Annotated in this window: 22 protein-coding genes and 2 tRNA genes; 13 read left to right on the top strand and 11 right to left on the bottom strand. The window is 68.0% G+C overall.

Going from position 1 to position 23,687, the window contains the following annotated elements:
* Window positions 1-5: 5 nt before the first annotated feature.
* Window positions 6-929: a LysR family transcriptional regulator gene (locus B1A87_RS11665; RefSeq protein WP_260680801.1), complete on the bottom strand. Its 924-nt coding sequence runs from the start codon at window positions 927-929 to the stop codon at window positions 6-8.
* 125 nt (window positions 930-1,054) lie between these two features.
* On the opposite strand from B1A87_RS11665, the gene mmsB reads away from it, so the two are divergent.
* The 3 genes from mmsB to B1A87_RS11650 all read left to right on the top strand — a co-directional run bounded on the left by mmsB (window position 1,055) and on the right by B1A87_RS11650 (window position 4,820).
* Entirely contained in the window at window positions 1,055-1,957 is a 903-nt protein-coding gene (gene mmsB, locus B1A87_RS11660) for a 3-hydroxyisobutyrate dehydrogenase (protein ID WP_078030008.1), read from the top strand.
* 115 nt (window positions 1,958-2,072) lie between these two features.
* On the top strand, window positions 2,073-3,557 hold the full coding sequence (locus B1A87_RS11655) for a CoA-acylating methylmalonate-semialdehyde dehydrogenase (RefSeq protein WP_078030007.1): 1,485 nt from the start codon (window positions 2,073-2,075) through the stop codon (window positions 3,555-3,557).
* Between the two features lie 318 nt (window positions 3,558-3,875).
* Window positions 3,876-4,820, top strand: coding sequence for a 13E12 repeat family protein (locus tag B1A87_RS11650; protein WP_260680800.1), 945 nt, complete (start codon window positions 3,876-3,878; stop codon window positions 4,818-4,820).
* Between the two features lie 179 nt (window positions 4,821-4,999).
* Here B1A87_RS11650 and B1A87_RS11645 read toward each other — a convergent pair whose 3' ends face one another.
* From B1A87_RS11645 to B1A87_RS11635, 3 genes are read right to left on the bottom strand one after another with little or no spacing between them, the layout of a single operon-like run.
* Complete coding sequence (locus B1A87_RS11645) at window positions 5,000-5,533, bottom strand: hypothetical protein (RefSeq protein ID WP_078026352.1); 534 nt, start codon at window positions 5,531-5,533, stop codon at window positions 5,000-5,002.
* 54 nt (window positions 5,534-5,587) lie between these two features.
* Window positions 5,588-6,736, bottom strand: coding sequence for a winged helix DNA-binding domain-containing protein (locus B1A87_RS11640; protein WP_078026353.1), 1,149 nt, complete (start codon window positions 6,734-6,736; stop codon window positions 5,588-5,590).
* A gap of 32 nt (window positions 6,737-6,768) precedes the next feature.
* Window positions 6,769-7,620 carry an SGNH/GDSL hydrolase family protein gene (locus B1A87_RS11635; protein ID WP_139362664.1) on the bottom strand — a complete coding sequence of 284 codons (852 nt, stop codon included), beginning with the start codon at window positions 7,618-7,620 and terminating at the stop codon, window positions 6,769-6,771.
* A 94-nt stretch (window positions 7,621-7,714) separates the two neighbouring features.
* On the opposite strand from B1A87_RS11635, the gene B1A87_RS11630 reads away from it, so the two are divergent.
* Window positions 7,715-8,365, top strand: a complete 651-nt coding sequence (locus tag B1A87_RS11630; protein WP_078026355.1) for an alpha/beta hydrolase — start codon at window positions 7,715-7,717, stop codon at window positions 8,363-8,365.
* 77 nt (window positions 8,366-8,442) lie between these two features.
* On the opposite strand, the gene B1A87_RS11625 is transcribed toward B1A87_RS11630, so the two are convergent.
* Entirely contained in the window at window positions 8,443-8,676 is a 234-nt protein-coding gene (locus B1A87_RS11625; protein ID WP_078026356.1) for an RNA-binding S4 domain-containing protein, read from the bottom strand.
* Between the two features lie 33 nt (window positions 8,677-8,709).
* Here B1A87_RS11625 and B1A87_RS11620 point away from each other — a divergent pair, with 33 nt between their 5' ends.
* From B1A87_RS11620 to B1A87_RS11610, 3 genes are all read left to right on the top strand, one after another.
* On the top strand, window positions 8,710-9,684 hold the full coding sequence (locus B1A87_RS11620; RefSeq protein WP_078026357.1) for a DMT family transporter: 975 nt from the start codon (window positions 8,710-8,712) through the stop codon (window positions 9,682-9,684).
* Between the two features lie 134 nt (window positions 9,685-9,818).
* A complete protein-coding gene (locus B1A87_RS11615; protein WP_078026358.1) occupies window positions 9,819-11,204 on the top strand; it encodes a glycine--tRNA ligase in 1,386 nt (461 codons plus the stop codon).
* A gap of 2 nt (window positions 11,205-11,206) precedes the next feature.
* Window positions 11,207-12,175, top strand: coding sequence for a GNAT family N-acetyltransferase (locus B1A87_RS11610; RefSeq protein ID WP_078026359.1), 969 nt, complete (start codon window positions 11,207-11,209; stop codon window positions 12,173-12,175).
* A gap of 71 nt (window positions 12,176-12,246) precedes the next feature.
* On the opposite strand, the gene B1A87_RS11605 is transcribed toward B1A87_RS11610, so the two are convergent.
* The 3 genes from B1A87_RS11605 to B1A87_RS11595 are packed head-to-tail and all read right to left on the bottom strand — an operon-like array spanning window position 12,247 to window position 15,316.
* Window positions 12,247-13,689, bottom strand: coding sequence for a short-chain fatty acid transporter (locus B1A87_RS11605; protein ID WP_260680799.1), 1,443 nt, complete (start codon window positions 13,687-13,689; stop codon window positions 12,247-12,249).
* Between the two features lie 56 nt (window positions 13,690-13,745).
* Complete coding sequence (locus B1A87_RS11600) at window positions 13,746-14,546, bottom strand: DUF1295 domain-containing protein (RefSeq protein WP_078026360.1); 801 nt, start codon at window positions 14,544-14,546, stop codon at window positions 13,746-13,748.
* A complete protein-coding gene (locus B1A87_RS11595) occupies window positions 14,543-15,316 on the bottom strand; it encodes an alpha/beta fold hydrolase (RefSeq protein ID WP_347032491.1) in 774 nt (257 codons plus the stop codon). Before B1A87_RS11595 ends, B1A87_RS11600 begins: the two co-directional genes overlap by 4 nt.
* Before the next feature lie 179 nt (window positions 15,317-15,495).
* On the opposite strand from B1A87_RS11595, the gene B1A87_RS11590 reads away from it, so the two are divergent.
* The 6 genes from B1A87_RS11590 to B1A87_RS11565 all read left to right on the top strand — a co-directional run bounded on the left by B1A87_RS11590 (window position 15,496) and on the right by B1A87_RS11565 (window position 21,659).
* Window positions 15,496-16,752, top strand: coding sequence for a YibE/F family protein (locus B1A87_RS11590; protein WP_395940245.1), 1,257 nt, complete (start codon window positions 15,496-15,498; stop codon window positions 16,750-16,752).
* Between the two features lie 134 nt (window positions 16,753-16,886).
* Window positions 16,887-18,068, top strand: a complete 1,182-nt coding sequence (gene dusB / locus B1A87_RS11585; protein ID WP_078026362.1) for a tRNA dihydrouridine synthase DusB — start codon at window positions 16,887-16,889, stop codon at window positions 18,066-18,068.
* Complete coding sequence (locus B1A87_RS11580) at window positions 18,061-19,380, top strand: deoxyguanosinetriphosphate triphosphohydrolase (RefSeq protein WP_347032493.1); 1,320 nt, start codon at window positions 18,061-18,063, stop codon at window positions 19,378-19,380. Before dusB ends, B1A87_RS11580 begins: the two co-directional genes overlap by 8 nt.
* Window positions 19,381-19,432: 52 nt before the next feature.
* Window positions 19,433-21,310: a DNA primase gene (gene dnaG / locus B1A87_RS11575; RefSeq protein ID WP_078026363.1), complete on the top strand. Its 1,878-nt coding sequence runs from the start codon at window positions 19,433-19,435 to the stop codon at window positions 21,308-21,310.
* A gap of 78 nt (window positions 21,311-21,388) precedes the next feature.
* Window positions 21,389-21,461, top strand: a tRNA-Asn gene (locus tag B1A87_RS11570).
* A gap of 125 nt (window positions 21,462-21,586) precedes the next feature.
* Window positions 21,587-21,659 (top strand) — tRNA-Asn (locus B1A87_RS11565).
* A 54-nt stretch (window positions 21,660-21,713) separates the two neighbouring features.
* Here the strand turns inward: B1A87_RS11565 and B1A87_RS11560 are convergent.
* From B1A87_RS11560 to B1A87_RS11550, 3 genes are all read right to left on the bottom strand, one after another.
* On the bottom strand, window positions 21,714-22,121 hold the full coding sequence (locus B1A87_RS11560; protein WP_056629491.1) for a hypothetical protein: 408 nt from the start codon (window positions 22,119-22,121) through the stop codon (window positions 21,714-21,716).
* Window positions 22,122-22,242: 121 nt separating this feature from the next.
* Window positions 22,243-22,422, bottom strand: a complete 180-nt coding sequence (locus B1A87_RS11555) for a glycine zipper 2TM domain (protein ID WP_078026364.1) — start codon at window positions 22,420-22,422, stop codon at window positions 22,243-22,245.
* A gap of 34 nt (window positions 22,423-22,456) precedes the next feature.
* Window positions 22,457-23,677, bottom strand: a complete 1,221-nt coding sequence (locus tag B1A87_RS11550) for a multidrug effflux MFS transporter (protein WP_395940244.1) — start codon at window positions 23,675-23,677, stop codon at window positions 22,457-22,459.
* Window positions 23,678-23,687: the final 10 nt, after the last annotated feature.

The following is a 23,687-nucleotide window of genomic DNA, read 5'->3' as shown; positions in this document are numbered from 1 at the left end:
ACAGTTCAGCCGGCCAGCAGCTCCTGGCGTGTGTGCACTTCCTCCTTGAGGGATGCGATCACGGCCTGCACCGGGGCTGACCGGAGCGATTCGGGGCGGGCCACCGCCCAGATGGGTAACTGGCGCTGGAAGTCGCCGGGGAGGACAGGAACGAACTCCGGCTTCCCCGACACCATGAAATTCGGCAGCAGGCCGATTCCGGCGCCCCGGCGCACGGCCTCCACCTGGGCGAAGACGCTGGTGGCCTGGAAGCTGGATTTCGGCACAGGCAGCTGCGCGGACCACCGGTGACCCAGCTCGGCCACCTGCAGGGCCGATTCCACGTAGGACACAAAGCTGTGCTGCCCTACGCCGTCGAGCGTTTCCGGGAGCCCGAATTCGTCGGCGTACGCCGGGCTGGCGTAGAGGCGGAGGTAGTAATTGCTCAGGAAGATGGTCTGGGCGTTGCTGACGTCGGTCCTGCCCACCACTATTTCGAGGTCCACGCCGGACCGGTTCTGGCTGACCTTCCGCGTGGCGCTGAGCATCTCCACGTTCAGCAGAGGGTGCTGCCGCTGGAGCCGGACCAGTGCGGGGGTGACGAACTCGGACCCGAAGCCGTCCGACGTGCTGATCCGCACCAGGCCGGAGAGCGCATGCTGATCCTGACGGATAAGCCCGGACAGCGACCCCAGGGTCTCCTCGATGGCTTCGGCTGCGGTCACCGCCGACGCCCCGAGCTGCGTCAGCTCCCAGCCGTGCGGGCTGCGTTCGAGAGTCCTGCCGCCGAGCTGCTTGTCGAGGGCGAGAATCCTTCGGGAGATGGTGGTGTGGGTGGTGCCCAGCGTCTCCGCCACCGCGTTGAACCGGCCCAGCCGGGCCACGGTCAGCAGGATGAGCAGGTCGTCCGGACTAGGAAGCCGCCGCGAGTCCACGGATGTGCCTTTCACTCGTATGTGCATCAATGCACATGCCGTCTGTATTTTTTCCCCTTGATTGCACTGTAGCAGGGTGTGATGGTTGACACAGAACCTTCGGCCCCAGCGGCCGGACCCAAAGCAAAGGAGCTTGCGCCATGGCAGTAATCGGTTGGATCGGTCTGGGGAACATGGGTGGTTCCATGTCGGCAAACCTGGCGCAGGCCGGGCATGACGTGCGGGGCTTCGACCTGAACCCGGCAGCGGTCGCAGCCGCCGAAGCAGGCGGCGTAAAGCCGGTGGCGAGCATCGCGGACGCCGTTAACGGCGCCGACGTCGTGTTCACCATGCTGCCCAAGGGCGAGCACGCCAAGGCTGTTTACCTGGGCCAGGACGGCGTCCTCGCGCACGCCAACACCCGCACGCTGCTGGTGGACTCCTCCACTATCGACATCGCCTCCGCGCAGGAACTGCACGACGCCGCCGCTGCCGCCGGCTTCCGCTTCGTCGACGCCCCGGTCTCGGGCGGCATGAGCGGCGCCAAGGCCGGAACCCTGACCTTCATGGTGGGCGGCGAGGCGCCGGCCGTGGCCGACGCCACCGGCTACATCGAACCGATGGCCTCCAACATCATCCCCACCGGAGGGGCCACCACCGGGCAGGCCGCCAAGATCTGCAACAACCTGATGCTCTTCATCAACCTCGCATCAACGGCCGAAGGAGCCGTGCTAGCCGATCGCCTCGGGCTCGACAAGCAGGTCTTCTGGGACATCGCGTCCGTCTCCTCGGGAGACAGCTGGGCCCTGCGCACCTGGTACCCCGTGCCGGGCGTGGTTTCCACCGCCGCCTCGAACAACGATTTTGCTCCTACCTTCACCACCGAGCTGGCCAACAAGGACATCGGCCTGGCCATCAGCGCCGCGGAGGACACCGGAACGCCCCTGGAGATCGGCAGGCACGTCCAGCAGCTTTTCCAGCAGCTCATCGACGCCGGCGAGTCGGGCAAGGACTGCTCCATGATCATCAAGCTGGTCGACGGTTCGCTGGACACCGCCAAGTAGCCGCCCACTCCCGTTTCACCCGATTCATTTCACGCGCTTCCATTCACCCCACGGTCAACGCCGACCCGCCCCCGTCCGGAACAGCCCGTGCCGGACCCGCCAGAAAGAGACATCCATGGAAACCATTCCGCATTTCATCAACGGGAACCGCGTCAGCGACGCCGACCGTTTCGGCCCCGTCTTCAACCCCGCAACCGGCGAGCAGGAGAAGCAGGTTGCGCTCGCCTCAGCCGCCCGGGTCGAGGAGGCCATCGCAGCGGCGCGTGCGGCCCTGCCGGCCTGGCGGGCAACGAGCCTTGCCAAGCGCACCAACATCTTTTTCCGCGTCCGCGAAATCCTGACGCAGCGCAAGCCCGAGCTCGCGGCGATCCTCACCAGCGAGCACGGCAAGGTCCTCTCCGACGCCGAAGGCGAAATCTCCCGCGGCCTCGAGAACATCGAGTTCGCCACCGGACTTTCCCACATGCTCAAAGGCGAGCGGTCAGAACAAGTCTCCAGCGGCGTCGACGTTCACTCCGTCCGGCAGCCCGTGGGCGTGGTGGCGTGCATCACGCCCTTCAACTTCCCGGCCATGGTGCCGCTCTGGATGATCGGCAGCGCGCTGGCCTGCGGCAACACCGTGCTGCTGAAGCCCAGCGAGAAGGACCCCTCGTCCGCCGTGTTCATCGCCGAGGTCTTCGCCGAAGCGGGACTGCCGGCAGGCGTGCTGAACGTGGTCCAGGGCGACAAGGAGGCCGTGGACGTCCTGCTGGAACACCCCGACGTGAAAGCTGTCAGCTTCGTCGGGTCCACGCCGATCGCCCAGTCCATCTACAAGCGGGCAGCCGACCACGGCAAGCGCGTCCAGGCCCTCGGCGGCGCCAAGAACCACATGGTGGTCCTGCCCGACGCCGACCTGAACATGGCTGCGGACGCCGCGATCTCGGCCGCGTACGGCTCGGCCGGTGAACGCTGCATGGCGGTCAGCGTGCTCGTCGCCGTCGGGAACATCGCCGACGATCTTGTCTCGGCCATCAGCAGCCGCATGGTGACGCTCAAGATCGGCCCAGGCACTGACCCGTCCTCCCAGATGGGGCCGCTGATCACCGCTGACCACCGCGACAAGGTTGCGTCCTACGTGGCGGGCGCCGAAAACGAAGGTGCCACCGTCGTCGTGGATGGCCGTTCGCAGCAGTTCGATTCGGACGGCTTCTTCATCGGCGTCAGCCTGGTGGACCACGTCAAGCCCGGCATGAAGGTGTACGACGACGAAATCTTCGGCCCGGTCCTGTCAGTGGTGCGCGTTGACACCTACAACGACGCCGTGCGGCTGGTCAACGAGAACGAGTTCGGCAACGGCGTGGCCATATTCACCCGCGACGGCGGCGCCGCGCGGCAGTTCGAGTTCGACGTCGAGGTCGGGATGGTGGGCGTCAACGTGCCGATCCCGGTGCCGGTGGGGACGTTCTCCTTCGGCGGCTGGAAGAATTCCCTGTTCGGCGACACGCACATGTACGGGCCGGACAGCATCCGTTTCTACACGCGCGGCAAAGTCGTGACCACCCGCTGGCCCGATCCGTCCACGTCCGTCATTGACCTCGGGTTCCCGCAGGTCGACTGAATGGTCGGCTAAGCGTCCGCCCGTTCAAACACCGGGCCTGCAGTAAGACAGCCCGTGTCCCCGCCGCCAAAAGCGGCGGGGACACGGGCCGTTCAGTTTCTGCCGCGGATTTGCCGGCAGAGTCCCACTCAACATCCAGGGTTCGGATTTGTAGTTCCGGTGGCCGCCGTTTTGTCAGTGGTCGCCGGCAGACTTCAGGTATGGAAGGCATGGGGAACCGGGACAGGATCGAGAAGTGGCGGCGGGGCCCGCACGAGTGTGCGGGACCTGATCGCGTCCCTGGCCGGCATCCGCCCCTGTCACGGCGGCGGTGCCGGGATGATTGATCAGGTGCGGGATCTGGAGGATCTGAAGTCCGCCGCGGCCGCGCTGCAGGCCCGGATCGCGGTGGGGTTCGACGCAGGCCAGCGCCGCGCCCAGGCCGAGGCGGGGGTCCCGGCGGATGAACGCGGCAAGGGCGTGGGGGCGCAGATCGCGCTGGCCCGGCGCGAATCCCCGGCCCGCGGGTCCCGGCTGTTGGGCCTGGCCAGGGCCCTGGTGACGGAGATGCCCCGCACCCTGGCTGCGCTGAGCGCCGGGGAACTGAACGAAAGGCGCGTTGCTCCCGGTCACCCGGCGTCGCCGTCCACGCCGCCCTTACCCGGCACGCGGACACCCTCGCCGGGACGGGGAGACGGCCGCTCCCGCGGGCAGATCATGGCCGATGACCTCGTCGAACGGATCACCGGCACGCCGGGCGGGATCACCGGCATCGAGATCCAGCTCGTCATGACCGACCGCACCCTCCTCCAGGGCGACTCCGAACCCGCCCGCCTCCCCGGCTACGGCATCGTCCCCGCCGCCTGGGCCCGGGCTGCCGTCCGGGACGCCGCGGCAAGGGAGGGCCGGCCAGCCGCTGCGGAAGACGCACATATCGCGGAAGGCGCACTCAGCGCGGAAGCCGCCACGGGGAACGCCACTGTGGATGTCTGGCTGCGGCGGCTGTACACCGCCCCGGGCACCGGGGAACTCACGGCCATGGATTCCCGTGCCAGGCTCTTCCCGGCCGGGCTGCGCCGCTTCATCCGGGCCCGCGACCACACCAAAGAAGCCCCCGGCTGGCGGGCAGAAACCGCGCCGCGGGCCGCCGATGCCCGGCCCGTGGCGCCGGCCGACGAAGGCACACCCTCGAGATCCGCAGCCCCACCGGCCACAGCTACCACTCAACCGCGCCACCACTGCCCGGCGCACCACTCAGTGATACTTCACGGGCCGCGTCGCTAATGGCCGGCACCGCGCCGTCCGGAAGCCGCCGACGCAGGCGCGAGCTTCTGCGCCACGCCAAAAGCCTCAAACGCGCAGCCCTCAAACGCGCGCAGGCCAAAGCCGCGGTTGCCGCCTAGGAGTCAATCGACGCCGCGCACCGGAGAGAGCGCGTTGGCAGACAGTAGTTTGAGGTCCTGCTACCCGTTGGTGATGTCATTGCGGCGGGTCATGTACTCCTCCATGGAGATTTCACCGTTGCTGTACTGCTGGTCGAGTTCGGCCAGTTTCCGGGCGCGGAATCCCTGCGGGGCCGACGGTGGCGGGGGAGCCGAGGGGGCAACGCCCCCTTGCGGGGGCCCTGACTGCTGCTGCGGGTTGGCGCGGTACCCGGGGCTGTCCTCGTACGGCATGGGCCCCTGCGCTCCTGAGGGGTTAGCACCCGCGCCAGGCGATCCCGGGTAGGGAGGGTATCCGTAAGGCTGGTCCAGCGGGGGAAGCTCCTGCCGGCCGCCCGGCGGAAGTCCAAGGCCACCGCTGAGGTAGTCCTGCTGGGTGTAGCCGTCCCTGGGCCCGTTGTCCCGCCGGCCCTGATGAGGGCCACCGAACCGGCCATCAAACTGTCCGGAGAAGCCCTGCCCCTGGTCCCTGCGTTGTACGGACCGCCGGTACATCCGCATTCCCACGGGAACGAGGAACGACAGAATGATGATCCAGAAAAACAAATTGTTCACAGTGGAGGGCCTCTCGTGAGTGTTGTTCCAGCTTAGTCCTCCCGGATGATCTGTTCAGGAGCGGTCTCCGGACCGGAGGGAGGCTGGCATGCCCAGAAAATCCCCGTACTGCGCCATGCTCCGGTGAAGCGCTTGGTTCATCGCCTCATCGCCGGGCCCGTCGCGCATCCCGGGCAGGCGGACGTCCAGTTCGCAGCGCTGCCCGGCGGATCCGTTCCGCACGAACGAATGCCGCCATGAACCGGCCATGCGTCCGTCCAGGAGAACCATGTGCAGGGGAGCGCCATCAAGCGGATATGCCGGCGCGCTTCCGCCGAGGTAATGGCGGGAGACCGAGTACCCCATGATGTATTCGTCGTAGCACTGCACGAGGTCTATCCGCGGCCGCCGGCCAAGCGATAGAGAGTCAGGCGCCCGGAAATAGAACGTGAGGCCGTCGATCGTTGAAGTCTCCAGCGCCGCGGGGTTGGCTTCCAGCCCGAGCGCCAGCCCCAGCCGAACGTCGGCCATCGTCAGGCCGGACCAGTCGGCGCAGTCCTTTACCGTGGCAGGGCCGCGGCTCCGGAAGTACCGCACCGCCAGCGCGGCCAGGGATTCCTCTTTGGATAAGGCGGTAAGGCCGGGCGGCGCCCCCTGGACGCGTTCGTCGAAGGCCGCGTAGGTCTGCCGGAGGGCGCCGCCCGCACTGCGCACGGGCACCCCGCTCGTCAGCACTCCGCTGATTTCGGCATGCATGATCAGGTAGGCCAGGCCGAGCCCCGTGGCCGCAAAACCCGCACGCTGCGGTTCCGCTGCCAGCTGCTCCCGTGTCCGATGTGCGCCGTCCGCCACCGCCGCAGCCAACACTGCGGCGCTCTTTGCCGCAGTTTCGGAGTCGATCCCGGTTCTCCGGTACGTCCCGGCATTGGTCCGGTGCAGGCGCGGAGCGGACAGTGCCCGCAGCCACGGCAAGTCGTCCCGGTGCACGAAATGCCAGGTGGGCCGCAGGATATGGGTCCGGAGGATCCTCCCGTCAGCGACTGCCTGCTCCACGTCGTCCGCGGTGGCGTCCGCAGTCCGCTGCGCCAGGGACCAGCGGGCATAGGGAAATTCCTGGGCCTGAACGGCGAGCAGGTTTTTCAGCGCGTCGTCCGCCGTGGCCGCCGCAGGAGCGCGGAGCTGCTGGCTCGCCAGCCGGATCCGTACCACGTCCTCCGGTTCCATCTCCGCCGTCGCTCCTTACGCGCAGCCCGCTGCTACTGCCGGACCGCGTCCTCCGAGCCCAGGGGGCCTTCGCCGGAACCCAGCGGAACCCCCGGACCAAACACGGGTCCCGGGGTGGGGCGCTTCGGGGTGATGCCGTCTCCGGAGGAGCGGTGGCGCAGGCGCCGGACCACCCAGGGCACAAAGTACTCCCGTGCCCAGACGAGGTCTCCGGTGCGGGCCTCACGCCAGCTGCGCGGGGGCAGCGGCTTGGCGGCCAGCGGCTCAAGACTGTGCTGGACGTTGAGGGCCTCGAGCACCATTGCCGCAATGGTGTGGTGGCCGAGTGGCGAAAAGTGCAGGCGGTCCTCGTCCCACATCTGCGGGTCCTTCAGCTGACGGAGGGACCACATGTCGGCGATGATGGCGTCATGCCGGGCGGCGATGGTGCGGAGGTTCTCGTTATAGATGGCCACCTTGCTGCGGATCCGGCCAAGCACGGACGAACCGGTGTCGGGGCCGTTGAACAGGACCACCGTCGCGCCGCTCATCGTCAGGATCTGCACGACGGGGTCGAGCCGTTCGGCCAGGGTATCGGGGTCCCCGCCAGGGCGGATGAGGTCGTTGCCTCCGGCGGAGAGCGTCACGAGATCGGGTTTGAGGGCCAGGCAGGGGGCGAGCTGCTGGTCGATGACCTGCTGGAGCAGGCGGCCCCGCACGGCCAGGTTGGCGTACGCAAAGTCGTCGTGGCCGCGCCCCAGCTCCTCCGCCACGCGGTCGGCCCACCCCCGGTAGCCGCCCGGGCTGCTCGGTTCGGGATCACCGATTCCTTCGGTGAAGGAGTCTCCCATGGCGACATAGCGGCTCCACGGGTGGCGGCCGGGAGGTCCTTGGGGATTCTGCATCGATTCGGCTCCGCTCACCCTCACATCCTGCCTTGTCCCTGCCAAGCTACGCCACCGTAGGTTGTTACTGGCGGGTAACTGCAAGAATGGAGCCATGACTTTTGCCGACTCCTTTCCTGCCCCCGTCGTTCTGTGGTCCGAGCCCGAGGAGGCACGGGCCGGCAAGCCCCTGTTGGTCCTGCTGCACGGCTACGGAGCGAACGAGCAGGACTTGCTCAGCCTGGCGGACATGCTCCCGGACGAGTTTGCCGTGGCTTCCGTCCGCGCGCCCATCGCCATGGGGCCGGGCTTCTCCTGGTTCCCGCTGACCGGCACGGCCGACTACTCCGTCGACGCGGTCAAGGCCGCCTCCGGATACGTCCTCGACTGGCTCGACACCGTCAGGGCGAACCACCCGTCCGTGACGCTCCTCGGCTTCTCCATGGGAATGGCGATGGCCACCACGCTGCTGCGGCAGCGCCCCGCGGACTTCGCCGCCGTCGTCGGGCTTTCAGGCTTTGTGGTCAACGCGGGCGTCGACGGCGAGTTCCGTGACGCCGAGCTCGACGGCACCGTGCCCCTCTTCTGGGGCCGGGACCAGCAGGACCCGGTCATCACACCGGACAAGATCGAGTACACGATGGGGTGGGTCCGGAACCACGTGAAGCTGACCAAGGTGCTCTACACGGGGATGTGGCACGGCATCAACGCCCAGGAGATCGGCCACGTGTCCGAGTTCCTCACCCATGAGGTGCTGAACAAGTAAACCTGCGCCGGCCACGGCGCCTCATTCACCGTGGCCGGCCCAGCTTTGCCCCCTACACAGCCCCCTCTGCAGCCGCGTTACGCCGCTGGCGCACTGACCCGGACGGTCTGGCCGTTGACGGTGACCGTGTCGCCGTCGTGAAGCTGCCGGCCGCGGCGGTCGTCGATCTCGCCGTTGACCTTCACCAGGCCGTTCTTGATCAGCTCCGCGGCCTCCACGCCGTCCTCCACGAGGTTGGCGAGCTTCAGGAGCTGGCCCAGACGGATCATGGCGTCGCGGATGGGGATCTCTTCGATTTCCTGGTTGCTCATACCAGTAATGATGCCTGACGTAAGGTGAATCCAATGACCCATGCACCCCGGCTTCCGCTTGCCGCGGGCCTTCCAATGGCCGTGGCCGCCGGCCTGGCCATCCCCGTCCAGGGACGGATCAACGGTGCCCTGGGTGCCCGCCTCGGAGACGGCATCGCCGCCGCCGTGGTCAGTTTCAGCACCGGCCTGGCCGTGATGATCCTTGTGTCCCTGATCCTGCCGCGCGGACGGGCCGGCCTCCGCCGGATCCTGCCGGCCCTGCGCGAACGGCGCTTCCCGCCGTATTACGCCTTGGCCGGAGGCATCGGTGCCTTCTTCGTCTTCGCGCAGTCCTTCACGATCGGCCTGCTGGGGGTCGCGCTGTTCACCGTGTCCACTGTCACGGGGCAGACCGTCAGCGGGCTGCTCGTGGACCGGCTGGGAATAGGCCCGGGGGGCAAGAAGGCCGTGACGGGCATCCGCGTCATCGGCTGCGTCCTCACGATCGCGGCTGTGGCGTGGGCAGTGTCGCCGCGCTTCGGGGCCTCCGGCGCCGCCAGCGACCCCGCCCAGCTCATCCTCCTGGTGTTCCTTCCCGTGGCGGCCGGCTTCCTCATGAGCTTCCAGCAGGCGATGAACGGCACTGCCACCATGCACTACGGCACGCCGATCGCGGCAACCCTGGTGAACTTCATCGCCGGCGGCTTCGTGCTGTGGACGGCGTTGCTCGTGAAGCTGGCGATCGCCGGTGCGGGCAACCCGCTGCCGGGGGAGTGGTGGTATTACCTCGGCGGCCCCATGGGATGCGTCTTCATCGGAGTCGGTGCCCTGCTGGTGCGCAGCCTCGGAGTGCTAGTGACCGGGCTCGGCATGATCGCCGGCCAGCTCCTGGGCTCGCTGGGCCTTGATCTGCTGGTTCCCGCCCCCGGCACCGTGGTGGAAGTGCCCACGGTGCTCGGGACACTGCTGACCCTGGCGGCCATCGTCGTCGCAACCCTGCCGTGGCCGCGGGGCGCCTTTCGGAGGTAGCGCCCGGTAGGCTAGGACACGCAGCTTTCTGCACATTCTTCCCTTCGCACACCCCCCCGCCCGGCAACCAGCCGGGGTTCCGGGGCCAGAAACCGCGGACCGCACCCAGCGGCCCTGTAGAAATTGGAGTTCCCATGGCAGCAAAATCCGTCCTCGACCAGGTCATCTCCCTCTCCAAGCGGAGGGGCTTCGTATTCCAGGCCGGCGAGATCTACGGAGGCTCGCGTTCCGCCTGGGACTACGGCCCCCTCGGTGCCGAGCTGAAGGAAAACATCAAGCGCCAGTGGTGGCAGTCCGTGGTGCGCGGCCGCGAGGACGTGGTTGGCCTGGATTCCTCCGTGATCCTTCCCCGCCAGGTCTGGGAAGCATCCGGCCACGTGGATGTCTTCTCCGATCCGCTCGTTGAGTGCCTCTCCTGCCACAAGCGCTACCGCGCCGACCACCTCGAGGAAGAGTACGAGGAAAAGAAGGGTCGGCCGGCTGAAAACGGCCTCAAGGACATCGCCTGCGCCAACTGCGGCACCCGCGGCGAATGGACCGAACCGCAGGAGTTCTCCGGGCTCCTGAAGACCTTCCTCGGCCCCGTGGCCAGCGACGAGGGCCTGCACTACCTGCGGCCCGAGACGGCCCAGGGCATCTTCGTGAACTTCAACAACGTGCTCACCACGTCGCGCAAGAAGCCGCCGTTCGGCATCGGCCAGATCGGCAAGTCCTTCCGCAACGAGATCACGCCCGGAAACTTCATCTTCCGCACCCGCGAGTTCGAGCAGATGGAGATGGAATTCTTCGTCGAGCCCGGCACGGACGAGCAGTGGCACCAGTACTGGATGAAGGAGCGCATGGACTGGTACACCGGCCTGGGCATCCGCGAGGACAACCTCCGTTTCTTCGAGCACCCGCTGGACAAGCTCAGCCATTACTCCAAGGGCACCACGGACATCGAGTACCGCTTCGGTTTCCAGGGCTCCGAGTGGGGCGAGCTCGAAGGCATCGCCAACCGCACGGACTTCGACCTCACCACGCACGCCAAGGCCTCGGGCACTGACCTGAGCTACTTCAACCAGGCCACGAACGAGCGCTACACGCCGTACGTGATCGAGCCTGCTGCCGGCCTGACCCGGTCGTTCATGGCCTTCCTGATCGATGCGTACACCGAGGACGAGGCACCCAACGCCAAGGGCGGCGTGGACGTCCGCACCGTGCTCAAGCTGGACCCGCGGCTCGCACCGGTCAAGGCCGCCGTGCTTCCGCTGAGCCGCAACGAGGACCTCTCGCCGAAGGCCAAGGCCCTCGGCACCCAGCTCCGCAAGAACTGGAACATCGATTTCGACGACGCCGGCGCGATCGGCCGCCGCTACCGCCGCCAGGACGAAATCGGTACCCCGTTCTGCATCACGGTGGACTTCGACACCCTCGACGACCAGGCCGTCACCATCCGTGAGCGCGACACCATGAGCCAGGAGCGTGTCTCCCTGGACAAGGTGGAGGGCTACCTGGCCGCACGGCTGATCGGCGCCTAGGCGTGGCGATCCAATACCGTGAATGGCGCGAGGGCGACGACCTCGCGCTGCTGGAGGTCTGGGGAGACCCGGAAACCGTCCAGGCCGGACAGTTCCGCGGAACGCTGGCACCGTCCGGCAACTCTCCCTGGCGCCGCTGCATCGTGGCCGAGGACGTTGTTGACGGCGTCGCCATCCCGGTGGCTGCCGGCGTGGTCCACGAGGCGTCGCTGCACCCGGAGCGCCTTTGGGCCTACATCGAGGTGGCGCGGGACCACCGCCGCACCGGCATAGGTTCCACCCTGCTGGTCATGCTCCGGCGCGAGGCTGAAGGGTCGGCGTCGGGCGTTTCCAAGCTGCGGTGCAAGGTGGAGCCGGGCACTCCCGGCGCGGCCTTCGCGGAGGCGGCCGGGCTCGCTCCCATCCAGCGCTCGCAGCTCGTGGTGGTGGAGCCGGCCGCGCTGAAGCTCCCCGTCTTCGGGGACGGTTCCGAGGAAGCGGCGTCGGAGCGCATCGAGGATCTGGCCACCGGTTCGGTGGAGCTCTCCGACGTGGTGGGCAGGTACTACACCGCCGTGCACGGCTGGGACAGCCCGGGCGACCTGAGCGTCGCCACGGTGCAGCGGCTGTTCCTGGACGACCTCAGCGGCGCCCACGGCGCGATTGTGCTGCGGGCCCCGAAGGCCAGCGCCTTCGGCCAGGGCGTGCCGGCATCGAAGAAGGGCAGGCTGCAGGCGTTCGCCGTCAGCTATGCGCAAGGCAGCTCGGACCATCCCTCGGATGTGTTCCTCGGCCATGAGCCGGAGCTGGACCCGGACGAGGCCCAGGCCGCGGTCCGCGATCTCCTGGCCCTCATCGCATACCAGTACCCGGTCCTGATGGAACTGGACGACTCCATGACAGCGCTGCGCGCCGTCGTCGAACCCCTGATGGAATCCGGCAAGGCCCGTCGCCAGGGGTCCGAGACGTTCGTCGTCTCCGACCCGGCCTAGCCCTTAACCCCGCTGACCCGCAGTAGTGACCGTTTCCAACGGTGGCTGCTGCGGGTCAGTTTGGTTAACAGCTACTTGCTCGGGATTACCGGGGGAACGAAGCCGAACGTCATTCCCAGCAGCCACACGAGCAGGAGCACCACGGGCAGGTGGAACACGAACTGCAGGAACGTGAAGCCCACCAGGTCCCGGGCCCGCAGCTTGAGCACCGCGAGCAGCGGCAGCATGAAGAACGGGTTGACCAGGTTGGGCAGGGCCTCGGCGATGTTGTAGATCTGGACGGTCCAGCCCAGGTTCATGTTCACATCCGTGGCCGCCTGCATGACGTATGGCGCCTCCACCAGCCACTTGCCGCCGCCGGAGGGAACAAACAGCCCCAGCACGGCGGTGTAGAGGGCAATCACGACGGCGAACGCGCCGCCGCCGCCGATGTCCGAGAAGAATTCGGCCAGGTGCGCCGAGAGGGACATGCCGCCGTTGCCGGTCGCCTTCGTGAGGATGGCCGCCATGGCTGCGTACAGCGGAAACTGCACGAGGATGCCGGCCGTCGCGGGCACGGCCTTGGTCACCGCCTGCAGGAAGTTCCGCGGAGTGCGGTGCAGCACAAGCCCCAGGATGAGGAACACCAGCAGGTATCCGTTGAGGCTGCTCACCACGGTCAGGAACGGCTTGGTGAGGAACTGCGACACCAGCCAGCCCAGGGTCAGGAGTCCGGCGAGGATCGGCAGGATCATGCTGTATTCCAGCCATTCGCCCGGCCGCGACCGCGGCGCCGGTTCAGTGAGATCGTCGTCGAGGTCCACACCGAGGTCCTCGGCCGTGCGCACGGCGGCGCCGCGCGGCGCCGAGAAATGGGCGATGACCGTGGTGAGCGCCATCAGGATGGCCAGGGTGAGCAGCGACTGCCACGTGAAGATGGTGGTGCCGAAGTCCAGGACGCCGGTGATCTTCAGGAGGGCCGGCGGCAGAGAGGCGGCCGTGGCCTGCAGCTGCGCGGCCGAGGATGACAGCCCGAGTGCCCACACGGCACCGAGGCCCATGAAGGCGGCCGCGCCGAGCGCCCGGTAGTCCACGGACAGGTCCTTGCGGCGGGCGATGGCACGCGCCAGCAGTCCGCCAAAGATGAGGCTGAGGCCCCAGTTGAGGAAGGAAACGGACATGGAGAGCATCGCCACGAAGCTCACGGCGGTCCGCGCCGTCGACGGAACCAGCGCAAGCCTGTTGATGAGCTTCGCCACCGGCGGAGACGTTGCCACGACGTAGCCGGTCAGCACAACCATGGCCATCTGGAGGGTGAAGGCGGTGAGGTCCCAGAAGCCGTTGCCGAACGAATCGGCGATGGACTGGGGTGAGGCGCCGATGGCGAGGGCGGCCACGGCAATGAGGACCACCCCGGCCAGCGCGAAGATGTAGGCATCCGGGAACCACTTTTCCGTCCATGCCGCCAGCCGCTGGGCCAGGCGGGCCAGGCCGCGTTCGTCGATCTCACTTCTTGTCAGGACTCTGTCTGCCACAGGAAGGATCCCTCTCCATTGAGTGTGTGCGTACCTATGGAGCCTAGCGCCGGAAGTCAGTGGCGCCGCGGCGGCCGGGGGATGAAGCCGCTCGTGGACTCCACGTACTCGCGGTAGCCGGGGCGGCCGGACATGGCTTTTTCGGTGAGCGGCTTGCCGGTCTTGCCTGCCAGCGTCCAGATCATCAGCGCGGGAGAGAGAACCGTGAGGATTCCCGGCCAGGAATCCGCCGCGATGAGGAACAGCCCGGCCCAGACGGCGGCGTCGCCGAAATAGTTCGGGTGGCGGGTGTAGCGCCACAGCCCCGTGTCCAGCACCGTTCCACGCCGGGACGGGTCCGCCTTGAAGCGCGCCAGCTGCCAGTCGCCTACGGCCTCAAAGAAGAAGCCGATCAGCCAGCACAGCACGCCGGCGACGGCGAGCGCCCCCAGCGGCCCCGTGCTGAACATGCCCACCTGCACGGTCAGGGACACGAAGAACATCACCGTGCCCTGCGGCAGGTACACCCGGCGGAGGGCGTAGACGTTCCGCGGCCCGGGCGCGCCTTCCAGAAGAGCGGCATAGCGCGGATCCTCGTGCCCGCCGCGGGCGCGCCGGCCGATATGCGTGCCCAGCCGGCTCCCCCAGATCCCCGTCAGGACCAGGAGCAGCAGCCGCCTCGCGTCATCTCCCGCGCCGGCCGACAACGCAAAGGAGACGGCCGCGACGGCGACGAATCCCGGCCCCCACGCCACGTCCATGACCGAGTGCCGGCCCTGGGCCACGGCCACCGCAAAAGTCACGCCAAGCACCACGATGACGGATAGCGCCGTCCACGGCAGACCGGCCAGGAACGCCTCCAGCGGGAACGGGCTCACAACACCACCGGAACGTTTCCGGCGGCGGGCGGCAGCATCCGATCCAGCGCAGCTGCCGGCGCGGACGGCTTGGCCCCCGCCCCGCCGGTCTTGTCGGTGAAGGCCTTCATCAGGAAACCCGTGGCCAGCGTGTGCCACAGCCGCACGCGCCGGAACATGAAGTGCCCGGCGCCCCGGAGCGACACGTACTGCACCACCCCGGCCTCCTGGGCAGCGCGTCGGGCGAACCGCAGTGAGGCCGCCGGGCTCGTCCAGCGGTCCTGGTCGCCGTGCACGATCAGGAGCTTCCGCCCGGCCAGCGGCGTGGCCGGCGTGGTGTCATCGAGCCACGGAGCCAGTGCCACCGCGGCGTCCACCTGGGGATCGTCCGCCGCGCAGATTGCGGTGAGGCCGCCCATCGAGTGCCCCAGCAGGTACACGGGGAGGCCGGGATGCGCTTCGTGGATCTTCGCCAAGGCCCAGCGGGCGTCCTTCAGCGGTGACATCTCGTCGCCGTTCCAGCCGCGCACGCGGTTCCGCAGGATCCATACCGCCAGCCCCCGGTCCTTCCCCGCCCGGTGCAAATGCCGCGCAAACGGCACCATCCGGGCCGGGCTCAAATGGCGGGCCTCGACCGGCTCGAAGCTGTGCGAGCGGCCTCCGTGCAGGACCAGCGCCACGCCCCGCGTGGTTCCGGCCGGGTGCAGGACGGTCAGGACAGCTTCCGACGGCGTTCCCTCCGGCAGTGCTGCGGGTACCGTCTCGCGCCGGTCAGTTCTGCGCTGGCTCACTCCTGCGTCCTCCGACTTCCTGTGGTCTATTTATCAACACTATGGTGCCCGCCGTAGAGTTCAAGCATGAGGTCTAACTGCTGATGGGTTCAGGTCACTCCCACGGTCACACAGGGCATTCGGAGCCAACCGCCGAACAGATTGCCGCCCGCCGGAAGGCAAACAGGATTCTGGCTGCGGTGCTGATTCCGCTGACCCTGCTGACGCTCGCAGCCATGGCGGCGCTGTGGCCGTCCGGCAGCCGCGAGGGCCTGACCCTCGCCAATCCGTATGCCGCTGCCCCCGGCGTCAGCTTTGACACCGGCCGGATCCAGCGGGTCGTCACGGAGGGCTGCAGCCAGGCGACGGCGCAGAACCCGCAACAGGGTTCCCAGGGCGGCGCCCAGGACGGCGGCGGCTCCCAGTGCACGTTCGCCTTCACCGAGCCGGACAAGGGCGGCAACCCGGTCAAGGTGGTGATCAACCCTGACATCGCCAAATCCCACGGCGTGCGGGTTGGCGACAACATCCGCTACCTCAACCTCTCCAACGCCCAGGGCGCGTCCGCTGCCCAGGGTTCGCCGGCCTACATCTTCGTGGACTTTGTCCGGACCATGCCCATCATCCTGCTGGCTGTCCTCTACGCCCTGGTGGTGGTGGCGGTGGCGCGCTGGCGCGGACTCCGCGCCCTGATCGGCCTCGTCGGCGCCTACTTTGTGCTGGTGAGCTTCATGCTGCCCGGGCTCGTCGAGGGGAAGCCGCCGCTCCTGCTGGCGCTGGTGGGATCCACGGTGATCATGATCGGCGTCCTGTACTTCGCGCACGGTTTCTCGGCGCGGACGTCCACCGCCCTGCTGGGAACCATATTCGGGCTGGGCATCACGGCGCTGCTTGCGGCCTGGGCAACGGACGCGGCAAACCTCGCCGGGGTGGGGAACCACGATGCCGCCACGCTGACCAATATCTCGGGCAGCATCTCCATTTCCGGCATCATCCTGTGCGGGCTCATCATTTCCGGCCTTGGCGTCCTGAACGACGTCACCATCACGCAGTCCTCGGCGGTCTGGGAACTGTACGAACTGGCGCCGGCCACCAGCGCCCGCAAGCTGTTCACGTCCGCGATGAGGATCGGCCGGGACCACATCGCCTCCACCGTGTACACCATTGCCTTCGCATACGCCGGCGCGGCCTTGCCCGTCCTCATCATCGTGATGCTCTACGACCGCCCGCTCGGCGAGGCGCTCACCAGCGCCGAACTGTCCGAGGAGGTCATCCGCACCCTGGTGGGATCGATCGGCCTGGTGCTGGCCATTCCCGTCACCACGCTCATCGCCGTCCTCGTGGTCAAGGCCACCGGCATCCGCACCGGCGGCCAGGCTGCCGTGACGCCCGACGACGTCGAGGACACCGGAGCGCTGGCGGCTGCGGCGGCGGTCGCCGGGGAAACCCGGATCTAGATGTGTATAAGAGACAGGACGAGGCGTTCGGCCCGGCGTCCGAGACCCGGCGCGGCAGGCGGGCCGCCCAGCGCGGCTGAACGCCGTCGTCGGCGGTTCCTGCTCGATTTGCCCGTCTTTGAGACAATGGACGGGTGACTGTTGTAGCAACGCCTCCCGCCCCCAAGCTGGAACTTCCGCCGCTGAAACTCGGCCCCATCACCGTGGACACCCCGGTGGTGCTGGCACCCATGGCCGGAATCACCAACACCGCCTTCCGCAGGCTCTGCCGTGAATACGGCGGCGGCATGTACGTGGCGGAGATGGTCACCTCCCGCGCACTGGTGGAACGCACGCCGGAGTCGCTGCGCATCATTTCGCACGACGACGACGAGAAAGTCCGTTCCGTGCAGCTCTACGGCGTGGACCCCGTCACGGTGGGGCAGGCCGTGCGCATGCTCGTTGACGAGGACCGCGCGGACCACATCGACCTCAACTTCGGCTGCCCCGTGCCCAAGGTCACCAGGCGCGGCGGCGGCTCGGCCCTGCCGTGGAAGATCGACCTCTTCACCGCCATCGTGCAGACCGCGGTGAAGGAAGCGTCCAAGGGCGGCATCCCGCTGACCATCAAGATGCGCAAGGGCATCGACGACGACCACCTGACGTACCTCGACGCCGGCCGCATCGCCCGCGATGCCGGGGTTGCCGCCGTCGCGCTCCACGGCCGCACGGCCGCACAGTTCTACTCCGGCCAGGCCGACTGGTCAGCGATCGCCCGCCTGCGCGAGGCCCTCCCGGACATCCCCGTGCTGGGCAACGGCGACATCTGGTCCGCGGAGGACGCCGTGCGCATGGTCCGCGAAACGGGCGTCGACGGCGTAGTGGTGGGCCGCGGCTGCCAGGGCCGCCCGTGGCTCTTCGGCGACCTGCAGGCCGCCTTCGAAGGAAGCGATGAGCGGCACCGCCCGGGCCTGCGCCAGGTGGCCGAAGGCGTGTACCGCCACGCCGAACTCATGGTGGAGACCTTCGGCAACGACGAATACAAGGCCCTGCGCGAAATCCGAAAGCACATGGCCTGGTACTTCAAGGGCTACGTCGTGGGCGGCGAACTGCGCGCCAAGCTGGCCACCGTGCCCACCCTGGAGGTGCTGCGCGAACTGCTGGACCAGCTGGACATGGACCTGCCCTACCCGGGCGCCGATTCGGAAGGCCCGCGCGGCCGCGCCGGTTCGCCCAAGAAGCCGGCGCTGCCCAAGGACTGGCTGCTGAGCCGGCAGATGGACGCAGAGCAGACCCGCGACATCTCCGCCGCGGAACTGGACGTGTCCGGTGGGTGAAAGCCAGCTCGCCGAGAGCCAGTTGGTCCCCGCCCGCGGGCCGTCCCAGCCCCTGCCCGGCTACGGGCCCCACGATTCGGCCCGCTGGGTGGAGGAACCGCCCAAAAACACCTACCGGTCCGACTTTGAGCGTGACCGGGCCCGCGTGCTGCACTCCTCGGCCCTGCGCCGGCTCGGTGCCAAGACCCAGGTGGTGGCGCCGGACACGGACGACTTTGTCCGGACCCGGCTGACGCACAGCCTCGAGGTGGCGCAGGTGGGCCGTGAGCTCGGACGTGCCTTGGGCTGCGACCCCGACGTCGTGGACACCGCCTGCCTCAGCCACGACCTCGGACACCCGCCGTTCGGCCATAACGGCGAGTCGGCGCTGAACGAGATGGCGCACGCAATCGGCGGCTTCGAAGGCAACGCCCAGACGCTCAGGCTGCTCAGCCGGCTCGAGCCGAAGGTCATGGACCCGGCCGGCCTGCCGGCCGGCCTGAACCTCACGCGGGCGAGCCTGGATGCAGCGGCCAAGTACCCGTGGTCCGCCCTGGACGCCCCGGTGATCCATGGCCAGCGCACTAGCAAGTTCGGCGCCTACGAGGACGATCTGCCCATCTTCAACTGGATCCGGGAGGGGGCGCCGGAGCGCCGCTCGTGCCTCGAGGCCCAGGTCATGGACCTCGCCGACGACATTTCCTATTCCGTCCACGACGTCGAGGACGCCATCGTCGCCGGCCATTTCCAGCTGCGCTGGATGGACAACCCGGACCACCGGGCACGCGTGGTGGGCTACGCCAAGCAGTGGTACCTGCCCCACAACGATCCCGCGGCCATCGACGCCGCCCTCGCCCGGCTGGAGGCCACCGACGTCTGGGTGCGCGAGGCCGACGGCAGCCGCAAGTCCATGGCGGCGCTCAAGGACATGACCAGCCAGCTGATCGGCCGGTTCTGCCAAAGCGCACTGGAGACCACCCGCGCCGTCTACGGCCCGGAAAGACTGACACGCTACCGGGCCGAACTCATGGTCCCGGACGAGACCGTCATGGAAATCGCCGTGATGAAGGGCCTGGCCACCACGTTCGTCATGACCACGGACCACCGCCAGCCCATCTACGAACGCCAGCGTGAGGTCCTGCACGCCCTCGTGACGTCCCTAAACGCCTCCGGGGACCGGCACCTGGAACCGATGTTCGCCGCCGACTGGCGGGATGCGGCCGACGACGGCGCGCGGCTCCGCGTGGTCATCGACCAGGTGGCGTCGCTGACGGACGGCTCCGCGCTGGCCATGTACGAACGGCTGGTCGGCAGCCTGCCGTCCCTGTGGTGACGGAGGCCACTGTCTGCGCTTCGTTGTCGGCCCCCGGGACTAGGATGGCTTCGTGGCCGGCCTGATCAAACGTGAAGATATCGATGAAGTACGCCAGCGCACGGACATCAAGGAAGTAGTCGACGGGTACGTCACGCTCAAGGGTGCCGGGCTGGGTTCGTTCAAGGGCCTGTGCCCGTTCCACGATGAGCGCTCGCCGTCGTTCACCGTCCGCCCCCAGGTGGGGCGCTACCACTGCTTCGGCTGCGGCGAGGACGGCGACGTCATCGCGTTCGTGCAGAAGCTGGACCACACCTCCTTCCACGAGGCCGTGGAGAAGCTGGCCGCCCGGATCGGCTACGAGCTGCGCTACGAGGACGGCGGCACCGGCCCGAACCGCGAGGAGGTGGGCAAGCGCCAGCGGCTCCTGGACGCCCACAAGGTGGCCGATGAATTCTTCCGCTCGCAGCTGCTGACCCAGGGCGCCGCCGAGGGCCGGAAGTTCCTGCAGCTCCGGGGATTCGACCGCGCGGCGGCGGATCAGTTCGGCGTCGGCTACGCGCCGCAGGGCTGGGACGCGCTGCTGAAACACCTCCGCGGCCGCGGTTTCACGGATGCCGAGCTGAAACTGACGGGCATGTTTTCCGAAGGCAACCGGGGCATCTACGACCGCTTCCGCGGCCGCCTCATCTGGCCCATCCGGGACATCGCCGGGGACACCATCGGCTTCGGCGCGCGCAAGCTCTACGAGGATGACCAGGGCCCCAAATACCTGAACACCCCGGAAACCACCCTGTACAAGAAGTCCCAGGTCCTGTACGGCATCGACCTCGCCAAGCGAAGCATCGCCAAGGAGCGCCAGCTGGTGGTCGTGGAGGGCTACACGGACGTCATGGCCTGCCACCTCGCGGGGATCCCGACGGCGGTGGCCACCTGCGGCACAGCGTTCGGCGCCGACCACATCAAGATCGCCCGCCGGCTGCTGTCCGACGACGGCACCGGGGGAGAGGTCATCTTCACCTTCGACGGCGACGCCGCCGGCCAGAAGGCGGCCCTGCGGGCCTTCGAGGAGGATCAGCGCTTCGTCGCCCAGACATACGTTGCCGTGGAGCCGACCGGCGCGGACCCCTGCGACCTGCGCCAGACCCGGGGTGACGCAGCTGTCCGCGAACTGATCGCCACACGCCGGCCGCTCTTTGAATTCGCCATCCGGGCGGCCTTGAAGAGGCACAACCTGGACACCGTGGAAGGCCGCGTGGCCGCGCTGCGGGAATCCGCACCGGTGGTGGCCCAGATCCGCGACGCCGGCATCCGCCCCGCGTACACGCGGGAGCTGGCCGGATGGCTGGGAATGTCCATCGAGGACGTAGGCGGCGCGGTTGCCGCGGCCGCCAAGCGCGGCGCCCAGGGCGCCCCGCATAACTCTGCTCCCGGCGTTGCCCCGCTCCCGGCGTCGGGCGTCCTCCCGTCCTTCAACCGTCCTGATCCGCGGGACCCGGTGGCCTCCATGGAGCGCCAGGCGCTGGAGGTGGCCCTCCAGGAGCCGGCAATGCTGGGCGGCGGCATCTGGGAGCGGTTTGCGGCCGTCCGGTTCGCCACTCCGGCCTACCAAGCCATCCACGATGCCATCCGTGCCACGGGGCACGGCTTCATCGGCGATCCTGTGCAGTGGGTGGAGAAGCTGCGCCAGGAGGTTCCGGAGCCGTTGCAGCCGCTGGTCTCCGAGCTCGCCGTGGTCCCGCTGCCGGCCAACACCGCCGAGGGCGTGCTCAAATACTGCCGGGACATCCTGGCGAGGCTCTTCGAGCTGCAGATCACGCGCGTGAAGGCGGAAAAGATGGGACAGCTGCAACGGCTGGATGCCAGCGCCCAGCCGGAGGAATTCCAGCGGCTGAACCGCGAACTTATGATGCTGGAAATGGAGCGCCGCTCGCTCCGCTCGGACGCCTAAACCGCCCTGCGAGGAGGCCCGGCCCGGGGCCGATTTCGTTTCCCGGCAGGGTCTTTGCTAGGCTTATACCCGCTTCATTCCTCCTTAGCTCAATTGGCAGAGCATTCGACTGTTAATCGAAGGGTTGCTGGTTCAAGTCCAGCAGGAGGAGCGCACAGTCCCCGTTCCGGGCCTCCGGAACGGGGACTTTTTCATACCCGGGCGGGGTATTTCGCCGCCCTGTTCCGCCGATTTCCCATAGCGGCGGAACCTTTGCTAATGTCATACCTGCTTCATTCCTCCTTAGCTCAATTGGCAGAGCATTCGACTGTTAATCGAAGGGTTGCTGGTTCAAGTCCAGCAGGAGGAGCAAGTAACAGCCCCCGGCCTCATGAGGCCGGGGGCTGTTGTCTTAAGTAGCGATTCAGACGAAGTCCATCTCCACCTGGAGGAACCTCTCGGCCTCGGCCACGGCCTCGGCGAAGGCCTCCCTTTCTGTGGGCGACTTCCGGGGCTCCCGCGGGTGCCATTCGTGCGGAGAGGAATGGACGCGTGTGAACCCGCCGTCGGGCGGGGCGTAGAAGATGCCGAAGCGCTGAACCGGCCATTCCGGGGACGTCTCCGGGGCCACCAGCAGGGCCGCATTGAATGCCGGGTTGAACCACTGGGCTATGGGCCGCCGTCGGTCTTCAGTGAAAAGTCCCGCCGCATAGAGAGCTGCCGACTGCGCACTGGTCTGTGTGCACAGCCGGTCCCACCACAACGGCAGTATGCCGGCGTCGCAGCGCTGCCACGTGGCCGGAAGTGGAGGATGATCCTGCCAGTGGGGCACGTAACAACTTTATCGCGCACGGGGCCGCGCCGAAAAGATGGCCGCAGCAGCTGGCCGTAAGGGAGAGCGGGCGCTCAGTGCCGGGTCCCTCGCCGGTTCCCAAAGCGGGTTCAGAGCCGGCTCAGGGCCGGTTCCATGGCCCCGGATTGAGGCGGTACAGCAGCGCCGAACCCGCCACGGCACCAAGGATGATGCCCATCGCAGGGTTCCCCACGGCCCTGCCGGCGAAGTACCCTGCCACTGCTCCGAGGATCGCTCCAACGAACAGTCCGCGGCGGTTGCGGTGCGGTTTGCGGGTCATGCTGCCAGCCTACTGGCTGCGTGCAGCCAGGGGCCTAGTGGATGGACGGGACGGTCCTGGGCCGGACCACGAGCCACAGGGCCGCGGCGGCGAGGAAAATGCAGCAGGCCTGGACGGCGCCCATGGGAGTGGCGGAACTGCCGCCCAGCCAGCCCACCACGGGCGAGATGATGCCGGCCATCATGAACGTGGAGGCGCCCAGCAGCGATGCCGCAGTGCCGGCCTGCGCGCCGTGGCTGGACAGTGCCAGGACCTGCACGCTCGGGAAGGTGAAGCCCGTACCGAGGATGTAGAACCACAGCGGCACCATCACGCCCCAGAGCCCGAACCCCAGCTGGTCGAAGATGACGATCAGGACGGCCATCAGGAACATCCAGGCGGTGGAGCCGGCGAGGATCCACTGCGGGGGCACGCGGCGGATGAGCCTGGAGCTGGTCTGGACTCCGGCCACGATGCCGAGGGAGTTCACGCCGAACAGCAGGCCGTACTGCTGCGGCGTGAATCCGTAGATGTCCTGGAACAGGAACGGGGACGCGGAGAGGTATGTGAACAGCCCGGCGAAGTTCATGCCGCCGAGCATCAGCAGGCCAACGAAGATCCGGTCGGAGAAGAGCGCACGGTAGCGCTGCCGCGCCGTCATGCCCGACTGGCCGCGCTTCTCCCGCGGCAGTGTCTCGCGGACCAGGAACATTGCGGCGACGATGACCACGGTGCCGTAGCACGCCAGGAACACGAAGATGCCAGGCCACGGCATCACCAGGAGCAGCTGCGATCCGATGACGGGCGCCAGGATGGGGGCCAGCCCGTTGACCAGGGCCATGCGTGAGAACATCCGGACCATGGCGTAGCCGCTGAAGAGGTCGCGCACCATGGCCATGGCCACGACGCCGCCGCCCGCTGCGCCAATGCCCATCAGGACACGGAAGAGGCCCAGGCTGGCAATGTCCGTCGAGAGCGCGGCCCCGACCGAGGCGGCGATGTGCAGGGCCGTTGCCAGGATGAGGGGCATCCTCCTGCCGAACTTGTCGCTGAACGGCCCAACCACCAGTTGTCCCAGCGCAAAGCCGAGTGTTGTGCCGGTCAGGGTGAGCTGGACGGCCGCCTCCGATACTCCCAGGCTCGCCTCCAGCGCCGGGAAGGCCGGCAGGTAGAGGTCCACGGTGAACGGGCCCAGAGCCGTGAGGGCGCCAAGAAGGAGGATGTAGAGGAACTTCTGGCGGCGGCTGAGTGCATCGCCCGGGTTGATGGTGGTCACAGAGACCAAT

This window comes from Arthrobacter sp. KBS0703 (assembly GCF_002008315.2).
GTDB lineage: Bacteria > Actinomycetota > Actinomycetes > Actinomycetales > Micrococcaceae > Arthrobacter.
The sequence above is the reverse complement of the archived record's forward strand: the minus strand, read 5'-3'. Positions and strand labels throughout refer to the sequence as shown.